Below are 22,816 nucleotides of genomic sequence, written 5' to 3' on the forward strand. Positions count from 1 at the left end.
AGATTGCGCAGTTCCCCGCGCCCCTTTTCAGGGGCGCGGGGAACTGCGCAATCTTTTGGCTTTTAGGGGCGCGAGGAACTGCGCGACCAGCCACACCCAACCCGCAGCCAAAAAGCTCTCAGCCCGTCCGGCGTTTGAGGACGAGCGCGTCAGCGCGATGCGGGGGCCTGGGGGCGGCAGCCCTCAGTGGCGGGCATCCTCACACGAGGTTGACCGACCGGGCCTGCGTGGCTCCGATCTCCTCGGCCAGCTCAGTCAACACAGTCTGCGGCACCGTGTCATCCACGGTCAGCACTGCAAGCGCCTCGCCACCAACGTCCGCCCGGGCAACCTGCATACCCGCGATGTTGATGCCCGCCTCGCCGAGGATCCGGCCGAGGGTGCCGACGACACCGGGACGGTCGGTGTAGTTGAGGACGACCATGTGGTCGGCGAGCGCCAGATCCACGTCGTACTCGCCGACCGCGACGATCTTCTGGTGGTGCTTGGGGCCGGCGAGCGTGCCGGAGACCGAGACCTCCTGGCCGTCACCGAGGGTGCCGCGCACGGTCACCACGTTCCGGTGGTCCGAGGACTCCGAGCTCGTGGTCAGCCGCACCTCGACACCGCGCTCCTGCGCGAACAGCGGAGCGTTCACGTACGACACGGTCTCGTCGACGACGTCCTCGAACACGCCCTTGAGCGCGGAGAGTTCGAGCACCTTGACGTCGTGCTGGGTGATCTCGCCGTACACCTCGACGTCGAGGCGGACCGCGACCTCGCCCGCGAGGGCGGTGAAGATGCGGCCGAGCTTCTCGGCGAGCGGCAGACCCGGCTTGACGTCCTCGGCGATGACGCCGCCCTGGACGTTCACCGCGTCCGGGACCAGCTCACCGGCGAGCGCGAGGCGCACCGAGCGGGCGACGGAGATACCGGCCTTCTCCTGCGCCTCGTCCGTGGAGGCACCGAGGTGCGGGGTGCAGACGACCTCGTCGAGCTCGAAGAGCGGGGAGTCCGTGCAGGGCTCCTTCGCGTACACGTCGAGGCCGGCGCCGGCGACGCGGCCCTCCTTGAGCGCGGAGTACAGCGCGGCCTCGTCGACGATCCCGCCGCGCGCGGCATTGACGATCCGCACCGACGGCTTGACCTTGTGCAGCGCCTCGTCGCCGATGAGACCGACGGTCTCGGGCGTCTTGGGCAGGTGCACGGTGATGAAGTCGGAGACCTCGAGCAGCTCGTCCAGCGACAGGACCTTGACGCCCATCTGCGCGGCCCGCGCGGGCTGTACGTACGGGTCGTAGGCGACGACCTTCATGCCGAAGGCCGACATGCGCTGGGCGACGAGGGCGCCGATGCGGCCCAGACCCACGACACCGAGGGTCTTCTCCGCCAGCTCGACGCCGGTGTACTTGGAGCGCTTCCACTCACCGTTCTTGAGCGCGGTGTTGGCCTGCGGGATGTGGCGAGCGGTTGCCAGGAGCAGGCCACAGGCCAGCTCTGCGGCGGTCACGATGTTCGAGGTGGGGGCGTTGACGACCATCACGCCGGCCTTGGTGGCGGCGGAGACGTCGACGTTGTCCAGGCCGACGCCGGCTCGTGCGACGACCTTCAGCTTGCCCGCGGCGGCGATGGCCTCGGCATCGACCTTCGTCGCGGAACGGATCAGGATCGCGTCGACCTCGGCGATGGCGGGCAGCAGTTCGGCGCGGTCCGCGCCGTTCGCGTGCCGGATCTCGAAGTCCGGGCCCAGGGCGTCGACGGTCGCGGGCGACAGCTCTTCAGCGATGAGTACGACAGGTTTCGAGCTCACGTGAGTCCTCACAGGTCCAATGCGGACGGCCGTCCCGACGGCCGCATGCGGTGGAGGGGTTGCCGCGTGGAAGACGCACGACGCTGTGGGCCCGACGCGTATTTAGTGGAGCAGTCTAGTGCCGCAACGGAGGTCGTCTTACGCCTCCACAGAAGGATCACCCGGACGTGAATTTCAGCCCCTCCGGCGTTTGAGGAGCGGGGTCCGGGGCGGAGCCCCGAGGCGTGGCCCGAGGCAGGCGGTCAGGCCGTGGTGCCGGGCAGCCCCGACACCACGGCCGAACCGACGGAGTCACTCGTCGTCGTTGACCCACGACATCAGCTTGCGCAGCTCCTTGCCGGTGGTCTCCAGGAGAGACTCGGCGTCCTGCTGCTTGTACTCGTTGTACTTCTTCAGACCGCCGTGGTACTCGTCCATCCACTGCTGGGCGAACGTGCCGTCCTGGATCTCGCCCAGGACCTTCTTCATCTCGGCCTTGGTGGCGTCCGTGATGATGCGGGGGCCGGTGATGTAGTCGCCCCACTCGGCGGTCTCGGAGACCGACCAGCGCATCTTCTCCAGGCCGCCCTCGTACATGAGGTCCACGATCAGCTTCAGCTCGTGGAGGCACTCGAAGTACGCGATCTCCGGCTGGTAGCCGGCCTCGGTCAGCGTCTCGAAACCGGCCTTGACCAGCGCGGCCGTACCACCGCAGAGAACGGCCTGCTCACCGAACAGGTCGGTCTCGGTCTCCTCGGTGAAGGTCGTCTTGATGACGCCCGCACGCGTGCCACCGATGCCCTTGGCGTACGAGAGCGCCAGCGGGAAGCCGTTGCCGGTCGCGTCCTGCTCGACGGCCGCGATACACGGAACGCCGCGGCCCTCCTCGTACTGGCGGCGGACCAGGTGGCCCGGGCCCTTCGGGGCGACCATGCAGACGTCGATGCCGGCCGGGGGCTTGATGAAGCCGAAGCGGATGTTCAGGCCGTGGCCGAAGAACAGCGCGTCGCCGTCGTTGAGGTTGTCCTTGATGGACTCCTCGTACACCTGGGCCTGGATCGGGTCCGGGACGAGAATCATGATGACGTCGGCCTCGGCGGCGGCCTCCGACGGGGTCACCACGCGCAGGCCCTGCTCCTCGGCCTTCGCCTTGGACTTGGAGCCCTCGTGCAGACCGACCCTGACGTCGACACCCGAGTCACGGAGCGACAGCGCGTGGGCGTGGCCCTGGCTGCCGTAGCCGATGACCGCGACCTTGCGGCCCTGGATGATGGACAGGTCGGCGTCGTCGTCGTAGAACAGCTCGGCCACTGGGTTCTCTCCTATGTGTGCTGGGTGTTGCGTCCCACCGTACGGCGGGAGGGGAAAGGGAGGTTTCGGGGTCTCGGAATACGGGCGCGTACGACTTCACGTACGGGTCGTACGTGAAGTCGTACGAGGCTTACGCGGACCGGTCGAGGGCGCGCAGCGAACGGTCGGTGATCGACCGGGCGCCGCGGCCGATGGCGATCGTGCCGGACTGGACGAGCTCCTTGATGCCGAACGGCTCCAGCATCTTGAGCATGGCCTCCAGCTTCTCGCTGCCGCCGGTGGCCTCGATGGTGACGGCCTCCGGGGAGACGTCCACGGTCTTGGCGCGGAACAGCTGGACGATCTCGACGATCTGGGAGCGCGTCTCGTTGTCGGCGCGCACCTTCACCAGAACGAGTTCGCGCTGAACGGCCGCGGACGGCTCCAGTTCGACGATCTTCAGGACGTTGACGAGCTTGTTGAGCTGCTTGGTGACCTGTTCGAGCGGCAGTTCCTCGATCACGTTCACCACGATCGTGATGCGCGAGATGTCGGGGTGCTCGGTGACGCCGACGGCGAGCGAGTCGATGTTGAAGCCGCGCCGGGAGAACAGGGCCGTGATCCGGGCGAGGACACCGGGCTTGTTCTCCACCAGGACGGAGAGCGTGTGCTTGGACATGGGTCTGCTTCCTTTACCTACGGCTCTCAGTCGTCTTCGTTGTCGCCGAAGTCGGGGCGGACGTCCCGGGCGGCCAGGATCTCGTCGTTCGAGGTGCCGGCGGCGACCATCGGCCACACCATGGCGTCCTCGTGGACGATGAAGTCGATCACGACGGGACGGTCGTTGACCGAGTTCGCCTCTTCGATGACCTTGTCCAGGTCGTCCGCGGACTCGCAGCGGATCGCGTAGCAGCCCATGGCCTCCGACAGCTTCACGAAGTCGGGGACGCGGGTGCCGGCGCTCGGCTGCTTGCCGTCGGCGTCGGGGCCGGAGTGCAGCACGGTGTTGGAGTACCGCTGGTTGTAGAAGAGGGTCTGCCACTGGCGGACCATCCCGAGGGCGCCGTTGTTGATGATGGCGACCTTGATCGGGATGTTGTTCAGGGCGCAGGTAGTGAGCTCCTGATTGGTCATCTGGAAGCAGCCGTCGCCGTCGATCGCCCAGACCGTACGGTCCGGGGCGCCGGCCTTGGCACCCATCGCGGCCGGGACCGCGTACCCCATCGTCCCGGCACCGCCCGAGTTCAGCCAGGTCGCGGGCTTCTCGTACTGGATGTAGTGCGCGGCCCACATCTGGTGCTGGCCGACGCCCGCCGCGAAGATCGTGCCCTCCGGGGCGAGCTGTCCGATGCGCTCGATGACCTGCTGGGGCGAGAGCGAGCCGTTGTCCGGCTGGTCGTAGCCCAGGGGGTACGTCTCTCGCCAGCGGTTGAGGTCCTTCCACCAGGCGGTGTAGTCGCCCCGGTGTCCCTCGCTGTGCTCCTTCTGCACCGCCTGCACCAGGTCGGCGAGGACCTCGCGGGCGTCACCGACGATCGGCACGTCGGCGGCACGGTTCTTGCCGATCTCGGCCGGGTCGATGTCGGCGTGGACGATCTTCGCGTACGGGGCGAAGCTGGACAGCTTGCCGGTGACGCGGTCGTCGAAGCGGGCTCCGAGGGCGACGATCAGGTCGGCCTTCTGCAGCGCGGTGACGGCGGTGACCGCACCGTGCATGCCCGGCATTCCCACGTGCAGCTCGTGACTGTCGGGGAATGCGCCGAGCGCCATCAGTGTGGTGGTGACGGGCGCTCCGGTGAGTTCTGCGAGGACCTTCAGCTCGGCGGTGGCCCCGGCCTTGATGACGCCGCCGCCGACGTACAGGACGGGCCGCTTGGCCTGGGTGATCAGCCGGGCGGCCTCGCGGATCTGCTTGGCGTGCGGCTTGGTCACCGGGCGGTAGCCGGGCAGGTCCTGGGCGGGCGGCCACTGGAAGGTGGTGCGCGCCTGGAGGGCGTCCTTGGCGATGTCGACGAGGACGGGGCCCGGGCGGCCGGTGGAGGCGATGTGGAAGGCCTCCGCGATCGTCCGCGGGATGTCCTCGGCCTTGGTGACGAGGAAGTTGTGCTTGGTGATCGGCATCGTGATGCCGACGATGTCCGCCTCCTGGAAGGCGTCCGTACCGATCGCCTTGGACGCGACCTGCCCGGTGATCGCCACGAGCGGCACCGAGTCCATGTGTGCGTCGGCGATCGGCGTCACCAGGTTGGTGGCGCCGGGGCCGCTGGTCGCCATGCAGACGCCGACCTTGCCGGTGGCCTGCGCGTAGCCGGTGGCCGCGTGGCCCGCGCCCTGCTCGTGGCGGACGAGCACGTGGCGCACCCGCCGGGAGTCCATCAGCGGGTCGTAGGCCGGAAGGATCGCACCGCCGGGAATGCCGAATACCGTCTCGGCCCCGACCTCCTCGAGAGAACGGATGAGGGACTGCGCTCCCGTCACCTGCTCGGGGGCGGACTGCTGTCCTCCGGAACGGGGCCGCGGCTGCGGGTGGTGGGCCCCGGTGGCCTGCTCGGTCATCGGCATTCTCTTCTCGATGCTGAGGGTTTTTGCGAGGTTTGTGCGGTGTTCAGTTGCTGCTCGGCCTGCACCTGTGCAACAAAAAACCCCTCGTGCCGTGAGGCAAGCGAGGGGAGCGCGCCGGGTGCGGTCGCTGGGAGTTCCGGGTCATCGATCCGGTGCTTCCCAGCTCAGCCGACGCGCTTTCCAAGTACGAGAATTCGGGTGCGCATGGCACAGACCCTCCCCCCGGCACGCAGTGCGTGTCAAGTGGGTGGGACGGGAGTCTCATCATGTGAGCGAAGGGCCGTACCGGTTCCGTACGCGGCCGAGGACACTCCGGCCACGTACGCACTCGTACTCCCACCTGCGTAGACACCGCTGCTGCCACCTCCCACGAAGATCGGTTCGACGGGGCCGTGGGGCACGGGGTAGGCGCCGGCCGCGAGGGCGCGGCGCAGTCGGTACTCGTCCAGCGGTCCGGAGAACGCGTTGCCCTGTCCGTGGGTGCAGCCCATCGAGCGCAGGGCGATGACCTGCTCGGGCAGGTCCACTCCGGCGGCCACGGTCTGCAGGCCCAGGTCGTTCGCGATACGCAGCACCCCGCTGGTGATCTTGTGGAGCCGGGCGGACTCGACGACACCCTCCACCAGACCGCGGTCCAGTTTCAGTACGTCGACGGGGAGGCGGCGCAGTGCGGTGATCGTGGCGTAGCCGTTGCCGAAGCCGTCCAGGGCGATCCGGACGCCCAGCCGCCTGAGCGCGTTGAGGCGGCGCTCCAGCTCGTCGAGGGAGATCTTGGGATCGGTTTCGGCCAGTTCGATGACGAGGGCACCGGACGGCAGGCCGTGCCGGGTCAGCAGGGCCTCGACGGAGCCGAGGGGCATGGACCGGTCGAGGAGCCTGCGGGCGGTCATCCGGACGGCGACGGGCACGGCGAGCCCCGTGGCGGCACGCTCGGCGGCCTGTTCGACGGCCTCCTCCAGCATCCAGCGGCCCAGCTCGGCGGTGCGGTCGCTGTCCTCCGCGACGCGCAGGAACTCGGCGGGGGTGAACAGCACGCCCTGGGCCGAGCGCCAGCGCGCCTGGGCCGCGACCGCCGTGATCCGGCCGGTGTCCAGGGACACCACGGGCTGGTGCAGCAGCGCGAACTCGCCGTCGTGCAGGGCGGCCCGCAGCCTGGTGGCGAGCTGGGCCTTCCGTACGACGTCCTGCTGCATCTGCGGCGCGTACAGCTCGACACGGCCCTTGCCCGCGGCCTTCGCCCGGTACATCGCGAGGTCCGCGTTGCGCAGCAGTTCGCCCGCGCCGAGGCCGGGCTCGGAGAAGGCGACACCGATGGAGGCGGCGACCCGGACATCGTTGCCGTCGATGGTGTACGGCTGCGAGAGGGTCACGCGCAGCCGGTCGGCGAGTTCGAAGATCTGGTGCTCGCGCGCGGTGCGGTCGCGGCCGCCGTCGCCGACGATCAGGGCCGCGAACTCGTCGCCGCCGAGACGGGAGGCGGTGTCGCTCTGCCGGACGGCGTCCTGGAGTCTGCGGGCGGCCTGGACGAGCAGTTCGTCGCCGGCCTGGTGCCCGATGGTGTCGTTGACGGCCTTGAAGCCGTCGAGGTCGATGAAGAGGACCGCGGTGCCGCGGTCGGAGGAACGGCGGCCGGAAAGCGCCTGTCCGACGCGCTTGGTGAACAGGGCGCGGTTGGGCAGGTCGGTGAGCGGGTCGTGCTCGGCGTTGTGCTGCAGCTGCGCCTGGAGGCGGACCCGTTCGGTCACGTCACGGCTGTTGAAGATGAGGCCGCCGTGGTGGCGGTTGACGGTCGACTCGACGTTGAGCCAGCCTCCCCCACCGCCGGAGCCTCCTCCGCCGCCGGACTTGAAGCGGCACTCGATGCGGGTGGTGGGTTCCTCGCCGGGGCTGGCGGCGAGGAAGCGGCGCACCTCGTGCACCACGCAGCCCAGGTCCTCCGGGTGGATCAGCGAGGCGAGCTCGGAGCCGACGAGTTCCTCGGCGGGCCGTCCGTAGACCCCGGCCGCGGCCGGGCTGACGTACCGGAGGATGCCGTTCGGGGCGGCGATCATGATGACGTCGCTGGAGCCCTGCACCAGGGAGCGGAAGTGGTTCTCCTTCTGCGCCAGTTCCTGGGTGAGGGTGATGTTGTCGAGGAGCATGATGCCCTGGCGCACGACGAGGGCGAGCACGACCGTGCCGCCGGTGACGAGCACCACGCGGTCGACGCTGCGGCCGTTGAGCACGTTGTAGAGGATGCCGAGTGTGCAGACGGCGGCGGCCAGGTAGGGAGTGAGTGCCGCCAGTGAACTGCTGATGGGCCGGCTGGCCGGATACCGACTGTGACCTCCTTCCTGGAGGGGCACGTGTGCCGCTTGTCCCTGTTGGGGCCCGGGCACGTAGCCGTACACCACGCGCGTGTGCCCCTCTTCTTCCGTGTGTCCGCGTCGTTGCCCCACCCAGGGGGCGTACGCGAGCAGTAGTGATCCGGCGAACCAGCCGGCGTCGAGCAGTTGCCCGGAACGGTAGTCGTTGTGCATCAGCGGTGAGGTGAACAGGGCGTCGCACATGACCGTCAGGGCCAGGGCGCCGATCGCGGTGTTCACCGCGGAGCGGTTCACGGCCGAGCGCCTGAAGTGCAGTGCGAGCACCATGCTCACCAGGGCGATGTCCAGCAGTGGATACGCGAGCGACAGCGCGGTGTGCGGGACGCTCGGACCCTCCGCCTTCGCCGCCTGGGCGAGCGCGAGGCTCCAGGAGAGCGTGAGCAGCGAGCCGCCGATCAGCCAGGCGTCCAGGCCCAGACAGACCCAGCCGGCCTTGCTCACCGGCCGTTTGGCGAGGACGAGCAGTCCCACGATGGCCGGTGGTGCGAAGCACAGGAAGAACAGGTCCGCGTAGCTCGGGCTGGGCACCGGGGCTTCCAGTACGACCTCGTACCAGCCCCAGACGAAGTTGCCCGCCGCCGCCATGGCGGAGGAGAGCGCGAAGAGCAGCCATGCGGGTCGAAAGCGGCTGCGACGGGTGCGGGCACAGAGGAAGCAGGAGACGGCCGCGGTGGCGGCCGCCGCACTCAGTCCGAAGTCGCCCATGATCAGGGCGAGTCGGGGAGATCCCCAGCCGAACGCGGAACCGACGGCGTATCCCGCGCACACCAGGGCCAGCACGAGTTGCGGTACGACACCCACTCCGCCCCCGGGGACCGGACGACGGGCGAGCAGCGCCGCCGGGGAGCTCACTGTGTCTCTCCGGACCGTGCCGCCCCCGAGTCCCTCTGGTCCCGGCGTGCCGGATGTGCGTGCCTCCTGCGACCGCCGGGCCTTCGGTGGTGATGGCCGCCGTGACCGCGTCTGTGCGTCGGTACGCGCCAGGGTCGTCGTCGGCGGCCCCGCCGCGTCGGATCGTTGGTCCATAGACCGTGCATCGCCCGTCGCCCCCCTCGCTGTTGCTGTCTGTCGCTCCCCGGCGCCGAACGGTGCACGGCGCAGCCCCTGTCGGGACGATACACCAGTCTCGTCACTCAGGGACATAGTCTCTCTACGCTCCGTGACGACCAGCGGGAATACGGGCACGGCCCGCATTCGGAAGACTGCGGAGGGTGCCCGATGGAGTCCCCGCCCGGGCGCGGCCGGGGGTGGAGGAGGACTAGGAGCCCGTCGTAAGGACCACGTTCCGCAGCGGCTCCCGGTTCACAAAACGGTTCAACTGGTCGCCCAGGAGCCGCTTGGCGCGCGGGAAGAACGCGGAGGTCGGGCCGCCCACATGGGGGCTGATCAGGACGCCCGGCGCATGCCACAAGGGGTGCCCCGGGGGCAGCGGCTCGGGATCGGTGACATCCAGGGCGGCCGTGATCCGGCCGCTCTCCAGCTCGGCGAGGAGCGCCTTGGTGTCGACGACTCCGCCACGGGAGACGTTCACGAGCAGGGCGCCGTCCTTCATCCGGGCCAGGAACTCGGCCCCTGCCAGGCCCTTCGTCTGCTCGGTGAGGGGCGTGATGAGCACCACCACATCGGCCTCCGGGAGAAGTTCGGGCAAGGCGTTGATCGGATGCACGGGACCGCGCGCCGTCTCGCGTGCGGAGCGCGCGACGCGCGCCACCCGCGCGAGCTCGAAGGGAACGAGCCGGTCCTCGATGGCCGAACCGACCGCTCCGTAGCCGACGATCAGTACGGACTTGTCCGCGAGCGCGGGACGGAATCCGGACCGCCACTCCTCGCTGTCCTGCCCACGGACGAAGTCGGGGATGCCTCGCAGCGAGGAGAGGATCAGGGTGAGGGTGAGTTCGGCGGTGCTCGCGTCGTGCACCCCGCGCGCGTTGCACAACTTCACGCCCTCGGGAAGCAGTTGCAGGCCCGGCTGTACGTGGTCGATACCGGCGGACAGGGTCTGCACGACCTGGACGGACGTCATTTCGGCCAGGGGACGCACCGAGATGTCGCTGCCCTTCATATAGGGCACGACATAGAAGGAGCAGTCGGCGGGATCGGCGGGAAAGTCCTGCTCACCGTCCCAGAAGCGGTAATTGGGGCCGTCGGGGAGGCCGTCGAGGTCGTCCGGGTGAAACGGAAGCCACACTTCGTACGTCATGGTCAGGAGGCTATGCGAAGCACCTGGGGACGCAGAGGTTAGTTTGGGGTGCCAGGAAAGGGAGGGCACGGCCAGGTGGAGCGCAGGACGATCGGGGCGGCGGCGCTCGAGGTGGGGGCTGTCGGCCTCGGGTGCATGCCGATGAGCTGGGCGTACTCGGGTTCGCGGCAGCGGGGCGACGAGTCGCTGCGGACCGTGCACACGGCCCTCGACCGGGGCGCGACGCTCCTGGACACCGCCGACATGTACGGACCGTTCACCAACGAGCTGCTGGTGGGGCGGGCGCTGAAGGAGCGGCGTTCCGAGGCCTTCGTGTCGACCAAGGTCGGCCTCCTGGTGGGCGAACAGCACATCGTGGCCAACGGCCGCCCCGGCTATGTGAAGCGGGCGTGCGACGCCTCGCTGCGCCGCCTCCAGACGGACGTCATCGACCTGTACCAACTGCACCGCGCCGACCCGGAGATACCGGTCGAGGAGACATGGGGCGCGATGGCCGAGCTCGTCTCGGCAGGCAAGGTGCGGGCGCTCGGGCTGTGCGCGGTGGGCGCGCGTTCCCACCGCCGCTCGGGAGCCCGGCTGCACGACGGAACGATCCGCCAGCTGGAGCGGGTGCAGCAGGTCTTCCCGGTGAGCACGGTGGAGGCCGAGCTGTCGGTGTGGTCGCCGGAGGCGCTGGAGGGTCTGCTGCCGTGGTGCGAGGCGCGCGGCGTCGGCTTCCTGGCGGCGATGCCGCTCGGCAACGGCTTCCTGACCGGGACGCTCACTCCCGGCGAGGGCTTCGAACCCGACGACGTCCGGGCCCGGCACCCCCGTTTCACCGCCGAGATGATGGCCGCGAACCAGCCGATCGTCGCCGGTCTGCGGCGCATAGCGGCCCGGCACTCGGCGCAGGGAGCGGCCGTCACTCCCGCGCAGGTGGCGCTCGCGTGGGTGCTCGGGCGGGGGCGGCACGTGGTGCCGGTGCCGGGGACCAAGCGGGAGTGCTGGGCAGCGGAGAACGCGGGGGCGGCCGGACTCCGTCTGACGACGGAGGATCTCGCGGAGGTGGCGGGGCTGCCTTCGGCACGGGGATCCTGGGACTGAGAGGGTCCCGCCCGGCACCGATCGGGGGCCCTTGGGACCTAATGGCACGGTTCGCGCGGGCCCGGCGTTTCGGAGTTTGTCGCTTCGGGGTTCGGTGATCGGGAACCCATGAGGCGCGAGCGGTGTATGAAAAGTAGAACCTGCCGCGTCGAAGGGATCCTGATCGTGCAACGTCGAGCTGTGACGGCCATGTTGGCCGCGGCCACGCTCCTGGTGACGGCCGGGTGCTCCTCGGGGGACGGGGAGGAGTCGGGCGGCGGCGGGAGCACCTCCCCGAGCAGCTCGGCGCCCGGCGCCTCGGCCCCGGCCTCCGGGCAGACGGCCGAGGAGACCCCGCCCGCCAAGGGCTCCGTGAAGGTCGTGCGAACCGTCACCGAGGGCCTGAAGACCCCCTGGGGCCTGGCGCCGCTGCCAGAGGGCGGCCTCCTGGTGTCCTCGCGGGACGAGGGGACGATCACCCGGGTCGACGAGAAGACCGGCAAGAAGACCGAGCTGGGCTCCGTGCCCGGAGTCGCCCCCGCCGGCGAGGGCGGCCTGATGGGCCTGGCCCTCTCTCCTTCGTACGCGTCGGACCACATGGTCTACGCGTACTTCACCTCGGACTCCGACAACCGCATCGTGCGCATGCTGTACGACGCGAAGAAGCCGGCCGGTCAGCAGCTCGGCGCGCCCGACACGGTGTTCAGGGGCATCCCGAAGGGCACCAACCACAACGGCGGCCGGATCGCCTTCGGCCCGGACAAGATGCTGTACGTGGGCACGGGCGAGACCTACGTGACCGAGCTGGCCCAGGACAAGAAGTCCACCGGTGGCAAGATCCTCCGGTTGACCCCGGAGGGCGAGCCGGCGCCGGGCAATCCGTTCAACTCGGCGATCTATTCGTACGGCCACCGCAATGTGCAGGGCCTGGCCTGGGACTCCAAGCAGCGCCTGTTCGCCTCCGAGTTCGGCCAGGACACCTGGGACGAGCTGAACCACATCAAGCCGGGCGACAACTACGGCTGGCCGGATGCGGAGGGCCAGTCCGACGACTCCAAGTACCACAACCCGATCGACCAGTGGAGCACCGACGAGGCCTCCCCCAGCGGCATCGCCTACGCGGAAGGCTCGATCTGGATGGCGGGGCTGCGCGGCAAGCGGCTGTGGCGCATCCCGCTCAACGGCACGGAGGAGTCGGCGGACCCCCAGGCCTTCCTGGAGGGCGACTACGGCCGTCTGCGCACGGTGGTCTCGGCGGGCGGCAACAAGCTGTGGCTGGTGACGAGCGAGACGGACGGCCGGGGGACCCCGGAGTCGGGCGACGACAAGATTCTGGAACTGGAGGTCACGTAGGACACCCGAAGCAGGGGCAGCTATTCGGGAGCTTCCTCGGGGGCCGGGCCCGGGGATGGCTCCGGAACTGGGGCCTGAGCCTGAGCCGCGGCCTGTTCTGGAGCTGGGGCCTGGCCTCCAGATGGAGAGTGCTTCGGAGTCGGGGTCTGGTCCGGAGCCGGGGGCAGAGCCTGGTCCGGAGTGGCGGCCGGACCCGGCTTGGACTCGGGCTCGGGCTCATCCCCGGGCTGTGTCGGCAGGCGGACGACCACCTTGCCGGAGGCGAGGTCTATCGGACCTCGTCCGGGGTCCCCGTCGTTCAGGTCGACGCGGGTCAGTTCCAGCCGCTTGCGCTCCTCGTCGGTGTGCTTGCGGCCTGGTGCGAAAAGCTCCTCGATCATGTTGAACACAGTGCCTCCCTCGCCCCGGGGTCTCTTACAGCGTAGACCTCACGGCGTGGATCCCACTGGGTGGAGCTGTCCGCGCCGATCCGTGCGTGCGGGTCCGTGCGCGTGGATCCGCACGTGCGGGTCCGTGCGCGTGGATCCGCACGTGCGGGTCCGTGCGCGTGGATCTCACCCGGCCGTCCGGGTGCCGGCCGGGTGTGGTGGAAACAGCCGCATCCGGTGCGCGAGCGCGGCCGCCTCGCCGCGGCCCGAGACGTTGAGCTTGGCGAGGATGTTGGAGACATGGACGCTGGCCGTCTTCGGGGAGATGAAGAGCTCCTCGGCGATCTGACGGTTGCTGCGGCCGGCGGCGACCAGGCGGAGGACGTCGCGCTCGCGGCTGGTCAGGCCGAGCGCCTCGACCGGGTCGGCGGGAGCGGGGGCGGACCGCCCGGGAGCGCGGGCGAGGGTGAGACGGGCGCGCTGGGCGAGCAGGGCGACGGCATCGGCGAGCGGGCGCGCGCCGAGATGGTCGGCCACGGCGCGGGCCAGCCGCAGCAGTTCCGTGGCGCGGTCCCGTTCCTCCTCACCGCCTCCGGAGGCCAGCAGGGACTCCGCGAGCCGGTGCCGCACCCGGGCGAGTTCGTACGGGCGCTCAAGGGGCTCGAAGGCGGTGACCGCCTCGGACCACTCACCCGGGGTGTCCCGGCCCTCGGCGCGCAGCAGTTCGGCTCGCACCCAGTGCTCGTGGGCCTGCCAGACGGGCACGTTCGTGGTGAGGGACTTGGCGGCCTTGCGCAGGCTTTCCAGGACGTCGGCGCGGCCCTGTTCGGCGACAGGCAGTCCGCGGGCGTCGGCCTCAGCGGTCGCGGCGGCGAGCAGCAGGGGCCAGGCGTAGCGCTGGGTGCCCGGCGGGAAGCCGGTGCTCAGGGCCTCGTCCAGTTCGGCACGGGCGTCGAGGAGACGGCCCTCGGCGGCGGCTATGCCGATCGCGAGGGTGGTCAGCGGCAGCGCGTGCTGGGGCACGGTGTCATGGGTGCCGAAGTGCTCGCGCGCGGCGGCCAGTTGGCGGCCGGCCTCGGGGAGGTCGCCCCGGGCGCGCGCGAGATGGGCGTGGAGGGTGGTGCGGAAGCCGCGGGGCTTGGCGCTCTGGCCGACGCGGTCCGAGTTGAACCCGGCCGCACCGGCCTCGTCCCAGCGGCCCAGGGAGAAGAGGGACTCGGCGAGATTGCCCCACACCCAGGCCTCGGTGTCCAACAGACCCAACTTGCGGGCGAGTTGGACGCCTTCCTCAAGGATCCGGACGGCGTCCTGGGAGCGGCCGATGCCCTCCAGGTGGGAGGGCAGGTTCACGTGGGCGCGGCCCACCACATAGGCGGCACCGACCTTTCCCGCCCGCTCCTTGACCTCGTGCACCTCGGCGAGGCCCGCCTCGATGTCGCCCGACTCGACGAGGAGGCCGCCCAGGGTGAGCCGCGCGTTCAGCTCGATGTCGCGGGCGCCCACCATCCGGGCGTACTCCACGGCGCGTTCGGCGGCCTGGAGGGCTTCCGGTCCCGGTCTGTGCATCATCGACCAGTTGGCGACATTGGCGAGGACGTCGGCGTGCACCTCGGACGGCGGCAGCCCGCGCACCAGTTCCTGGGCGGTGGCGAGTTCCTTCCACCCGTCGCCGCGGGCCACCGCCTCGATGAGACGGGAGCGCTGGATCCAGAACCAGGCCGCGCGCAGCGGATCGTCCTCGTCCTCCAGGATGTGCAGGGCCCGCTTGGTGATCTTCAGGGCACGCTCGCGCTCCCCACAGAACCGGCCCGCGACGGCTGCTTCGGCCATCAGGTCCAGGTAGCGCAGCGGTGTGGTGGCCGGGTCGCAGCCACACGGAGGGTAGACCTCGGTGTAGTCGACGGGCCGCAGTTCGGCGCGTACGGAGTCGGGGGCCGTGTCCCAGAGTTCCATCGCCCGCTCCAGGAGCCGCAGTTGCTCCGAGTAGGCGTGCCGGCGGCGGGCCGCGACGGAGGCGTCGAGGACGGCGGGGAGGGCCTTGGCCGCGTCGTGCGCGTGGTACCAGTGGCTGGCCAGGCGGGCGGCGCGCTCGTCGGCCGGGACCAGCGCGGGATCGGCCTCCAGCGCTTCCGCGTACCGGCGGTTGAGGCGGGAGCGCTCGCCGGGCAGCAGGTCGTCGCCGACGGCCTCGCGCACCAGGGAATGGCGGAAGCGGTAGCCGTCCCCGTCGGGTGTCGCGAGCAGGATGTTGGCGCCGACGGCGGCCCGCAGTGCCTCGATGAGGTCGTCCTCGGTGAGCCGTGCCACGGCGGCGAGCAGCCGGTACTCCACGGTGGAGCCGCCCTCGGCGACGATCCGGGCGACCCGTTGGGACTCCTCGGGCAGGCTCTCGACGCGGACGAGGAGCAGATCGCGCAGGGAGTCGGTCAGGCCGGTGCGGCAGCCGTCGTTGGCGGCCACGGCCAGTTCCTCGACGAAGAAGGCGTTGCCGTCGGAGCGCGTGAAGATCTCGTCGACCCTGGTCGGGTCGGGTTCGGAGGCAATGATTCCGGCGATCTGGCGGCCGACCTCGGCGCGGCTGAACCGGCCCAGTTCGATACGGCGGACGGTGCGCAGCCTGTCGAGTTCGGCCAGCAGTGGGCGCAGCGGGTGGCGGCGGTGGATGTCGTCGGCGCGGTAGGTGGCGACGACGAGGAGGCGGCCGCTGCGGAGCGTACGGAAGAGGTAGGCGAGGAGGTGGCGGGTCGAGGCGTCGGCCCAGTGCAGGTCCTCCAGGAGGACGACGACCGGGCGGTCGGCGGCGACGCGCTCCAGCAGCCGGACGGTGAGTTCGAAGAGGCGGGCCATGCCGTCCTCGTCGTGCCGCCCGCGTGAGGTGTCGCCCAACTCGGGCAGCAGCCGGGCCAGTTCCTCCTCCTGCCCCGCGGCCGCGGCGGCCAGCTCGTCGGGCAGGTGGCGGCGCAGGGCGCGCAACGCGGTGGAGAAGGGTGCGAAGGGCAGGCCGTCGGCGCCGATCTCGACACAGCCGCCGAGCGCCACGACGGCCCCCTCGCGACAGGCCGCGGTGGCGAACTCCTCGATGAGCCGGGTCTTTCCGACACCCGCCTCACCGCCGAGCAGCAACGCCTGCGGCTCGCCCGCGGCGGCACGGGCGAGCGCGTCGTTCAGCACGCCCAGTTCGTCGACCCTGCCGACGAAGACCGGACTGACGGACCTGGTCTCCACAACGCCGAGCATCGCACAGCCCTCTGACACGACGGCACTGGTTATCGCGGGCCGCCCCACACCTCCGGACCGCTCCGGGCCCTCGGACCTGCGCACGCCCACGAGCCCACCGAGGGCCGCGGGCCCGCCCGCGACTGCGGCGCCCACGGCCCCGATCCCGGCTCCGGAGCCGGCCCCGATCCCGGTCCCGGTCCCGGTCCCGGTCCCGCCCACAGCCTCGACCCTGCGCACGCCCTTGACCCCACCGAGGAACTCGGACCCGCCCGCGACTGCGGCGCCGACGGCCGCGGTCCCGCCCACAACCTCGGACCTGCCCACGCCCACACGCCTGCTCACGGCCTCGGGCTCCCCCACCGCTCCGAACCTGCCCGCGCCCTCAGGCACGCCCACCGCTCCGAATCCGCCCGCGCCCTCAGACCCGCCCACAACCTCACGCTCACCCACGGCCTCGGACCTCCCCACGGCCTCGGGCTTGCCCACGGCCTCAGCCGCGCTCACCATCGCGGGCCCACGCACCGCGTCAACCCCGCTCAAGACCTCGGGCCCGCCCGCAGCGGCGGACGGGCCCGTGGTTCCGGGGTAGGTGTTCACGGCCGGGAGGGCGGTCACGGTGGTGCCGACCCGGTGAGGGCGGTCGACCCCCGTGCGGCCGCCCTCCCCCGCGCCGGCGCTCACGCGACGCGTGCGGACCGGGACCTGCGGTGGTGCCGGCTATGCACCCGCCCCTCGGCTTCGTCGCGGCCGGATCGCTCGGCCTCGCGCCTGGCGGCGCGGCGGCCGCGAACGGCCTCGCGGACCAGTCGGTAGTTGTCGGCCTCGCGGATCATCTCCGCGGTGCGGATCTGCTGGAGCTCGTACTCGAACATCTCGTACCCCTCGTGAAGTGTTGTTTCCGGCCTCGCTCTGTTGCGATGCCTCAACCTTCGTCTCCAAGGGGGGTGCGCCACATCGGGAGAGTTCCGCATCTTGAGCGCAGGAAGGGCCTTAGTTCCGCCGCAGGTGGCCTACGGCGGGACTAAGGCCCCTCAGAAGTGCGGTTCGTCAGCTCGGGGACGGCATGTCGAGCAGGATGTTTGAGTACTTGAGCACGGCCAGCAGGAGGCCGATGACACCGAGCGAGACACCCGCCCAGGCGACCGACTTGACCCACGGGGCCTGCGCCGGAATCCGGTCGGGGTTGCCGAACGCGGGCCGGGCCAGCACCACGACGCCGACGATCAGCGCGGTCAGCGCGAAGATCCCGGCGACCAGCGCGTTGGCGTTCCAGGAGTCGGAGTAGACCTGCTTGATCTGCTCGGCCACACCGGCGCTCTGCGCGGTCTCCAGCTGGCCGAACAGCCCGTCGCGCGCCTGCGCGATGGTGCCGACCCAGCTGCCGGTCAGCGACACGACGCCGAGCCCGGCGGATACGACGGCGGCGGCACCCAGGCCCACGCCGGAACCGCGCTCGACCGCGACCACCGCCTCGTCGTCCTCATCCTCACCGAGGACCTCGGAGTCGGCCTGGTCGTCAGCCGTCTCGGCGGCCTCGGCCTCCTCGACCTCCCCGATCGCGGCCGTCTCCTCGCCCTTGCTGAGCTTCACGGCCTCCTCGTCGCGCTGTGCCTCGGTGCCGGTCTTGGCTCCGGCTTCGTCCTCTGTCTTGGTTCCCATGCTCCGCACCGTACGGACGCTGTCTGAGAATTTCTTTAAGATCCCAAGATCCTCACGCGCCGGGCGGCTTTTCGCCTTACTCGGCACCCATACGCCATCGTCCCGACCACGGTCGGGACATCACTTCACGGCACTTCACGGCACTTCACGTCACTTCCAGGAACGCGCGCGTGCGGCACGCCACTCGGGCGCGAGCACCGACCACACTTCCAGGTTCTGGCGTACGCCCCGGTACGGGAAGCTCTCCCTGAGCACCCCGTCGCGGTTCATGCCGAGCCGCCGCGCCACGTTGATGCTCGGTTCGTTGACGGACGACGCCTGCCACTCCACGCGGTGGATGCCCCGCTCCTCGACCGCCCAGTCGATGAGGATCCGCATGGCCCGCGTGACCAGTCCGCGTCCCGCGCCGGCCGGCTCCAGCCAACAGCCGACCTCGCAGGTGCCCCGCTCGGCGTCGAAGTGCAGGAAAAGCACACCACCGACCAGCTTCCCCTCCAGCCACAGCCCGTGCAGGCTGCCGGTGTCGGCGGCGCGCTTGTCGGCGTACGCCTGAAGGAGCTCCTTCGCGGAGTCGACGTCGACGGCCTTGGCCCCGAACGGAATGTGCTGCCCGATGAACTCGCGCCCCCGGTCCAGGTGCGCCAGGAACTCCTCCGCGTGCCACGGCTCCAGGGGACGCAGTTCGGCGCCGTCGTCACCCAGGGATATCGCGTACATCCTGCTCCTGCTCCTTCACGAGTACCTCCACGAGCGCGTCCTCGCGCGCCCTCGGGATCCTCGCACGGCCCTCGGCGTCGACGGTAAGGGTTTCCGGCGGCTCGATGCTGATGCGCGGCAGGCGCCGGTCGAGCCAGCGGGGCAGCCACCAGTTGGCGCCGCCCAGCATGTGCATCAGAGCCGGCACCAGGAGCGTACGCAGCACGAAGGCGTCGAGGGCGACGGCCGCGGCGAGCGCTATGCCGAACATCGCGATGACGCGGTCGCCGCTGAGCACGAAGGCCAGGAAGACCGAGATCATGATCACGGCGGCGGAGTTGATCACCCGGCCGGTCTCGGCGAGGCCCACGCGGACGGCCCGCCGGTTGTCGCCGGTCTCCAGCCACTCCTCGTACATCCTGCTGACCAGGAACACCTGGTAGTCCATGGAGAGCCCGAAGAGCACGGAGACCATGATCACGGGCAGGAAGGGCTCGATCGGGCCGGCGCGGCCGAGGCCCAGCAGTTCGCTGCCCCAGCCCCACTGGAAGATCGCGACGACGACCCCGAAGGAGGAGGCGACGGCCGCGACGTTCATCGCGGCGGCCTTCAGGGGGATGCCGATGGAGCGGAAGGCGAGCAGCAGTAGGACGCAGCCGAGGCCGATGACGACGCCCACGAAGAGGGGCAGTTTGCCGACGATGACGTCGGCGAAGTCGTCGTACCCGGCGGTCATGCCGCCCACCTGAAGGTCGAGCGTGGTCCCGGTCTCGGCCCGCGGCAGCACGTCGTCACGCAGCCGGTCGACGAGGTCGCTGGTCCGCTCGGACTGCGGCGAGGACGTCGGCACGACGCTGAGGTAGGCCGTGTCACCGACGTTGTTGTACGTCACCGGGGTCGCCGTCCGGACGCCCTCGGTCGCCCGGAGCGTGGCGTCGAGGTTGTCGAGGGCGACCCGGTCCTGGGCCCCGCCGACGTGCGTGACAAGGGTCAGCGGCCCGTTCAGTCCGGGCCCGAAGCCGTCGGCGAGCAGGTCGTACGCCTGCCGGGTGGTGGCCGTCTCCGGGTTGTTGCCCTGGTCGGAGGTGCCCAGGTGCAGGGAGAAGGTCGGGAGCGCGAGCAGGGCCATGACGGCGAGGGCGACGCCCCCGAGGAGCTTGGGGTGCTTCTCGACGAAGGCGGACCAGCGGGCGGTGAGCCCGGTGGGGATCTCCGGCTGGGGGCCGTGCTCGTCCAGGCGGCGGCGCTCACGGCGGCTGAGGGCGCGCATGCCGATGAGGGAGAGGAGCGCGGGCAGCAGGGTCACGGAGGCCGCGACGGTGAGGACCACGGTGAGGGACGCGGCGATCGCGACCCCGTTGAGGAAGCCGAGCCGCAGTATGAGCATGCCGAGCAGGGCGATACAGACGGTGGCGCCCGCGAAGACGACCGCGCGCCCGGTGGTGGCGACCGCGTTCCGTGCGGCCTCCTCGACGGAGAGTCCGCGTTTCAGGCCGCGTCGGTGTCTGGTCACGATGAACAGCGCGTAGTCGATGCCCACGCCGAGTCCGATCAGCATGCCGAGCATCGGCGCGAAGTCGGCGACGGTCATCGCGTGCCCGAGGAGCGCGATCCCGGCGTACGCCGTGCCGACGCTGACCAGGGCCGTGGCGATGGGCAACAGCGAGGCGGCGAGGGAGCCGAACGCGAGGAAGAGCACCACGGCGGCGACCATCACCCCGACGACCTCGGCGATGTGGCCGCCCGACGACTCGGTGAGGGCGACGGCCTGGCCGCCCAGCTCCACCTGGAGTCCGTCGGTCGCCGCGGCCTTCGCGGTGTCCACGACGGCCGTGGCCTCACCCTGGTCGATGTCCTCGGCCGGGTCCTCGAAGGTCACGGTGGCATAGGCCGTACGTCCGTCGCCGCTGATCTGGCCCGCGCCGTGGCCCTTGTACGGGCTGGCGACCGCGGCCACTCCGGGCAGGTCGGCGATCTCGTCGAGGGTGTGGCTCATGGTCTGCTCGACGTCCGCGGCACGGACGGTGCCGGCGGTGGTGTGCCAGACAACGGTGTCGCTGTCGCCGCCGAGGCCGGGGAACCCGTCCTGGAGGAGCTGGCTGGCGCGGCCCGATTCGGTGCCCGGCGCCTCGTAGTCGTTCGAGTACGCGGTTCCGGTGACGGCAGCGGCGGCGGTGATCCCGCCGAAGGCGAGGAGCCAGAGCAGTACGGCGACGAGGCGGTGCTGGACGCACCAACGTGCTAGAGCTGCCACGGACTAGCTCCCCTGGGTGCTTTGTGGATCTTTATCGGGAACTGCCCGCAAAGAACGCATGACCAATTCGTTATCACTCTTGCAGTCGAAAGTGATCGTTGGCCTCATTCGTGGGTTTACTCACAGGAGTGCGAGGCAGTTCACACGACAATCCAATGAACTCTGTCGCCCCGCACGACGCCCGCCGACACGCCAATGGGGGGTGCATCGGTCCCGATGCACCCCCCGATCGACCTACACGCGGTAGGAGTGAGCGGCCTCAGAGACATGTACGCACGAGACCGCGGCGGCGTTCAGCGAGCCCCACACGGTGAGCGCCCCTTCAGGGGCGCGGGGAACTGCGCGCCCAGCCACGAACGACCCGCACAAAACACACTCCCGGGCCGAACCGATAGGCGCGGGGTCTGGGGGCGCAGCCCCCAGGATGGAACGCCGAAGGGGGCGCACACCTGCAACTCAGGTGTACGCCCCCTTCGCGAGGCAAAGAGCGAGGGCTCAGCCCTCGACGCCGAGCTTCTCCAGGATCAGCTCCTTGACGCGGGCCGCGTCGGCCTGCCCGCGCGTGGCCTTCATGACCGCGCCCACCAGGGCGCCCACGGCGGCGACCTTGCCCCCGCGGATCTTGTCCGCGATGGCCGCGTTGCCGGCGATGGCCTCCTCGACGGCGGTCGTCAGGGCGCCCTCGTCGGAGACGACCTTCAGACCGCGCTTCTCGACGACCTCGTCCGGGGTGCCCTCGCCCTTGAGGACGCCCTCGATGACCTGGCGGGCCAGCTTGTCGTTGAGGGACCCCTCGTTGACCAGGGCGGTCACCCGGGCGACCTGCTCGGGCGTGATGGCCAGCGCGTCCAGGGACACACCCGACTCGTTGGCCGTGCGCGCCAGTTCGCCCATCCACCACTTACGGGCGGAGGCCGCGTCGGCGCCCGCCGCGATGGTGGCGACGATGGAGTCGATCGCACCGGCGTTGAGGATCGACTGCATGTCGTGGGCGGTGATGCCCCACTCCTCGCGCAGCCGGTTGCGCCGGGCCAGCGGCTGCTCGGGCAGGCCCGCGCGCAGCTCCTCGACCCACTCGCGGGACGGGGCGACGGGAACGAGGTCGGGCTCCGGGAAGTACCGGTAGTCCTCGGCCTCCTCCTTCACGCGGCCCGAGGTCGTGGACCCGGTGTCCTCGTGGAAGTGACGGGTCTCCTGGATGATCGTTCCGCCGCTGCCGAGAACCGCGGCGTGCCGCTGGATCTCGAAGCGGGCGGCGCGCTCGACGGACCGCAGCGAGTTGACGTTCTTGGTCTCGCTCCGGGTGCCGAACTTCTCGCGACCGTGCGGGCGCAGCGACAAGTTCACGTCGCAGCGCATCTGGCCCTGCTCCATGCGGGCTTCGGAGACCCCGAGCGCCTTGATGAGCTCGCGCAGCTCGGCGACGTACGCCTTGGCGACCTCGGGAGCGCGCTCGCCGGCGCCCTCGATCGGCTTGGTGACGATCTCGATGAGCGGGATACCGGCGCGGTTGTAGTCGAGCAGCGAGTGCGAGGCACCGTGGATACGGCCGGTCGCGCCGCCGACGTGCAGCGACTTGCCGGTGTCCTCCTCCATGTGGGCGCGCTCGATCTCCACGCGGAAGACCTCGCCGTCCTCCAGCTGGACGTCCAGATAGCCGTTGAAGGCGATCGGCTCGTCGTACTGGGAGGTCTGGAAGTTCTTCGGCATGTCCGGATAGAAGTAGTTCTTCCGGGCGAAGCGGCACCACTCGGCGATCTCGCAGTGCAGTGCGAGACCGATCTTGATCGCGGACTCGACGCCGACCGCGTTGACGACCGGCAGCGCGCCGGGCATGCCGAGGCAGGTCGGGCAGGCCTGCGAGTTGGGCTCGGCGCCCAGCTCGGTGGAGCAGCCGCAGAACATCTTGGTCTTGGTGCCGAGTTCGACATGGACTTCGAGGCCCATGACGGGGTCGTACGACGCCAGCGCGTCCTCGTACGACACCAGGTCAGTCGTGACAGTCACGGTGAAACTTTC

The 22,816-nt window shown here is 70.4% G+C and carries 15 protein-coding genes; 2 read left to right on the forward strand and 13 right to left on the reverse strand.

Going from position 1 to position 22,816, the window contains the following annotated elements:
* Positions 1-199: 199 nt before the first annotated feature.
* The 6 genes from serA to ACIBEI_RS43080 form a co-directional block, all read right to left on the reverse strand.
* Positions 200-1,789, reverse strand: coding sequence for a phosphoglycerate dehydrogenase (serA, locus tag ACIBEI_RS43055; protein WP_398896395.1), 1,590 nt, complete (start codon positions 1,787-1,789; stop codon positions 200-202).
* 291 nt (positions 1,790-2,080) lie between these two features.
* The gene (ilvC, locus tag ACIBEI_RS43060) at positions 2,081-3,079 is read right to left on the reverse strand and encodes a ketol-acid reductoisomerase (RefSeq protein ID WP_143640586.1); all 999 of its coding nucleotides are present in this window, start codon (positions 3,077-3,079) and stop codon (positions 2,081-2,083) included.
* Between the two features lie 130 nt (positions 3,080-3,209).
* Positions 3,210-3,737: an acetolactate synthase small subunit gene (gene ilvN, locus ACIBEI_RS43065; protein WP_200395719.1), complete on the reverse strand. Its 528-nt coding sequence runs from the start codon at positions 3,735-3,737 to the stop codon at positions 3,210-3,212.
* A 26-nt stretch (positions 3,738-3,763) separates the two neighbouring features.
* Positions 3,764-5,620 carry an acetolactate synthase large subunit gene (locus ACIBEI_RS43070; protein WP_398896396.1) on the reverse strand — a complete coding sequence of 619 codons (1,857 nt, stop codon included), beginning with the start codon at positions 5,618-5,620 and terminating at the stop codon, positions 3,764-3,766.
* A gap of 239 nt (positions 5,621-5,859) precedes the next feature.
* The gene (locus ACIBEI_RS43075; protein WP_398896397.1) at positions 5,860-8,838 is read right to left on the reverse strand and encodes a putative bifunctional diguanylate cyclase/phosphodiesterase; all 2,979 of its coding nucleotides are present in this window, start codon (positions 8,836-8,838) and stop codon (positions 5,860-5,862) included.
* Positions 8,839-9,244: 406 nt separating this feature from the next.
* A complete protein-coding gene (locus tag ACIBEI_RS43080) occupies positions 9,245-10,186 on the reverse strand; it encodes a 2-hydroxyacid dehydrogenase (RefSeq protein WP_398896398.1) in 942 nt (313 codons plus the stop codon).
* 75 nt (positions 10,187-10,261) lie between these two features.
* On the opposite strand from ACIBEI_RS43080, the gene ACIBEI_RS43085 reads away from it, so the two are divergent.
* The gene (locus ACIBEI_RS43085; RefSeq protein ID WP_398896399.1) at positions 10,262-11,269 is read left to right on the forward strand and encodes an aldo/keto reductase; all 1,008 of its coding nucleotides are present in this window, start codon (positions 10,262-10,264) and stop codon (positions 11,267-11,269) included.
* Positions 11,270-11,458: 189 nt separating this feature from the next.
* Positions 11,459-12,601: a PQQ-dependent sugar dehydrogenase gene (locus tag ACIBEI_RS43090; protein WP_398896498.1), complete on the forward strand. Its 1,143-nt coding sequence runs from the start codon at positions 11,459-11,461 to the stop codon at positions 12,599-12,601.
* A gap of 20 nt (positions 12,602-12,621) precedes the next feature.
* On the opposite strand, the gene ACIBEI_RS43095 is transcribed toward ACIBEI_RS43090, so the two are convergent.
* The 7 genes from ACIBEI_RS43095 to gatB form a co-directional block, all read right to left on the reverse strand.
* A complete protein-coding gene (locus ACIBEI_RS43095; protein ID WP_398896400.1) occupies positions 12,622-12,981 on the reverse strand; it encodes a DUF6191 domain-containing protein in 360 nt (119 codons plus the stop codon).
* A 174-nt stretch (positions 12,982-13,155) separates the two neighbouring features.
* Complete coding sequence (locus tag ACIBEI_RS43100) at positions 13,156-16,206, reverse strand: AAA family ATPase (protein ID WP_398896499.1); 3,051 nt, start codon at positions 16,204-16,206, stop codon at positions 13,156-13,158.
* Between the two features lie 659 nt (positions 16,207-16,865).
* The gene (locus ACIBEI_RS43105) at positions 16,866-17,060 is read right to left on the reverse strand and encodes a hypothetical protein (protein WP_398896401.1); all 195 of its coding nucleotides are present in this window, start codon (positions 17,058-17,060) and stop codon (positions 16,866-16,868) included.
* Between the two features lie 175 nt (positions 17,061-17,235).
* Positions 17,236-17,847 (reverse strand): hypothetical protein, encoded by a 612-nt coding sequence (locus ACIBEI_RS43110; protein ID WP_398896402.1) that lies wholly within the window; start codon positions 17,845-17,847, stop codon positions 17,236-17,238.
* 150 nt (positions 17,848-17,997) lie between these two features.
* Positions 17,998-18,564, reverse strand: a complete 567-nt coding sequence (locus ACIBEI_RS43115; protein WP_398896403.1) for a GNAT family N-acetyltransferase — start codon at positions 18,562-18,564, stop codon at positions 17,998-18,000.
* Complete coding sequence (locus ACIBEI_RS43120; protein WP_398896405.1) at positions 18,542-20,797, reverse strand: MMPL family transporter; 2,256 nt, start codon at positions 20,795-20,797, stop codon at positions 18,542-18,544. Before ACIBEI_RS43120 ends, ACIBEI_RS43115 begins: the two co-directional genes overlap by 23 nt.
* Positions 20,798-21,292: 495 nt before the next feature.
* On the reverse strand, positions 21,293-22,804 hold the full coding sequence (gene gatB, locus ACIBEI_RS43125) for an Asp-tRNA(Asn)/Glu-tRNA(Gln) amidotransferase subunit GatB (RefSeq protein WP_307521245.1): 1,512 nt from the start codon (positions 22,802-22,804) through the stop codon (positions 21,293-21,295).
* Between the last annotated feature and the right edge of the window lie 12 nt (positions 22,805-22,816).

Source organism: Streptomyces sp. NPDC050988, from assembly GCF_044456225.1.
GTDB lineage: Bacteria > Actinomycetota > Actinomycetes > Streptomycetales > Streptomycetaceae > Streptomyces.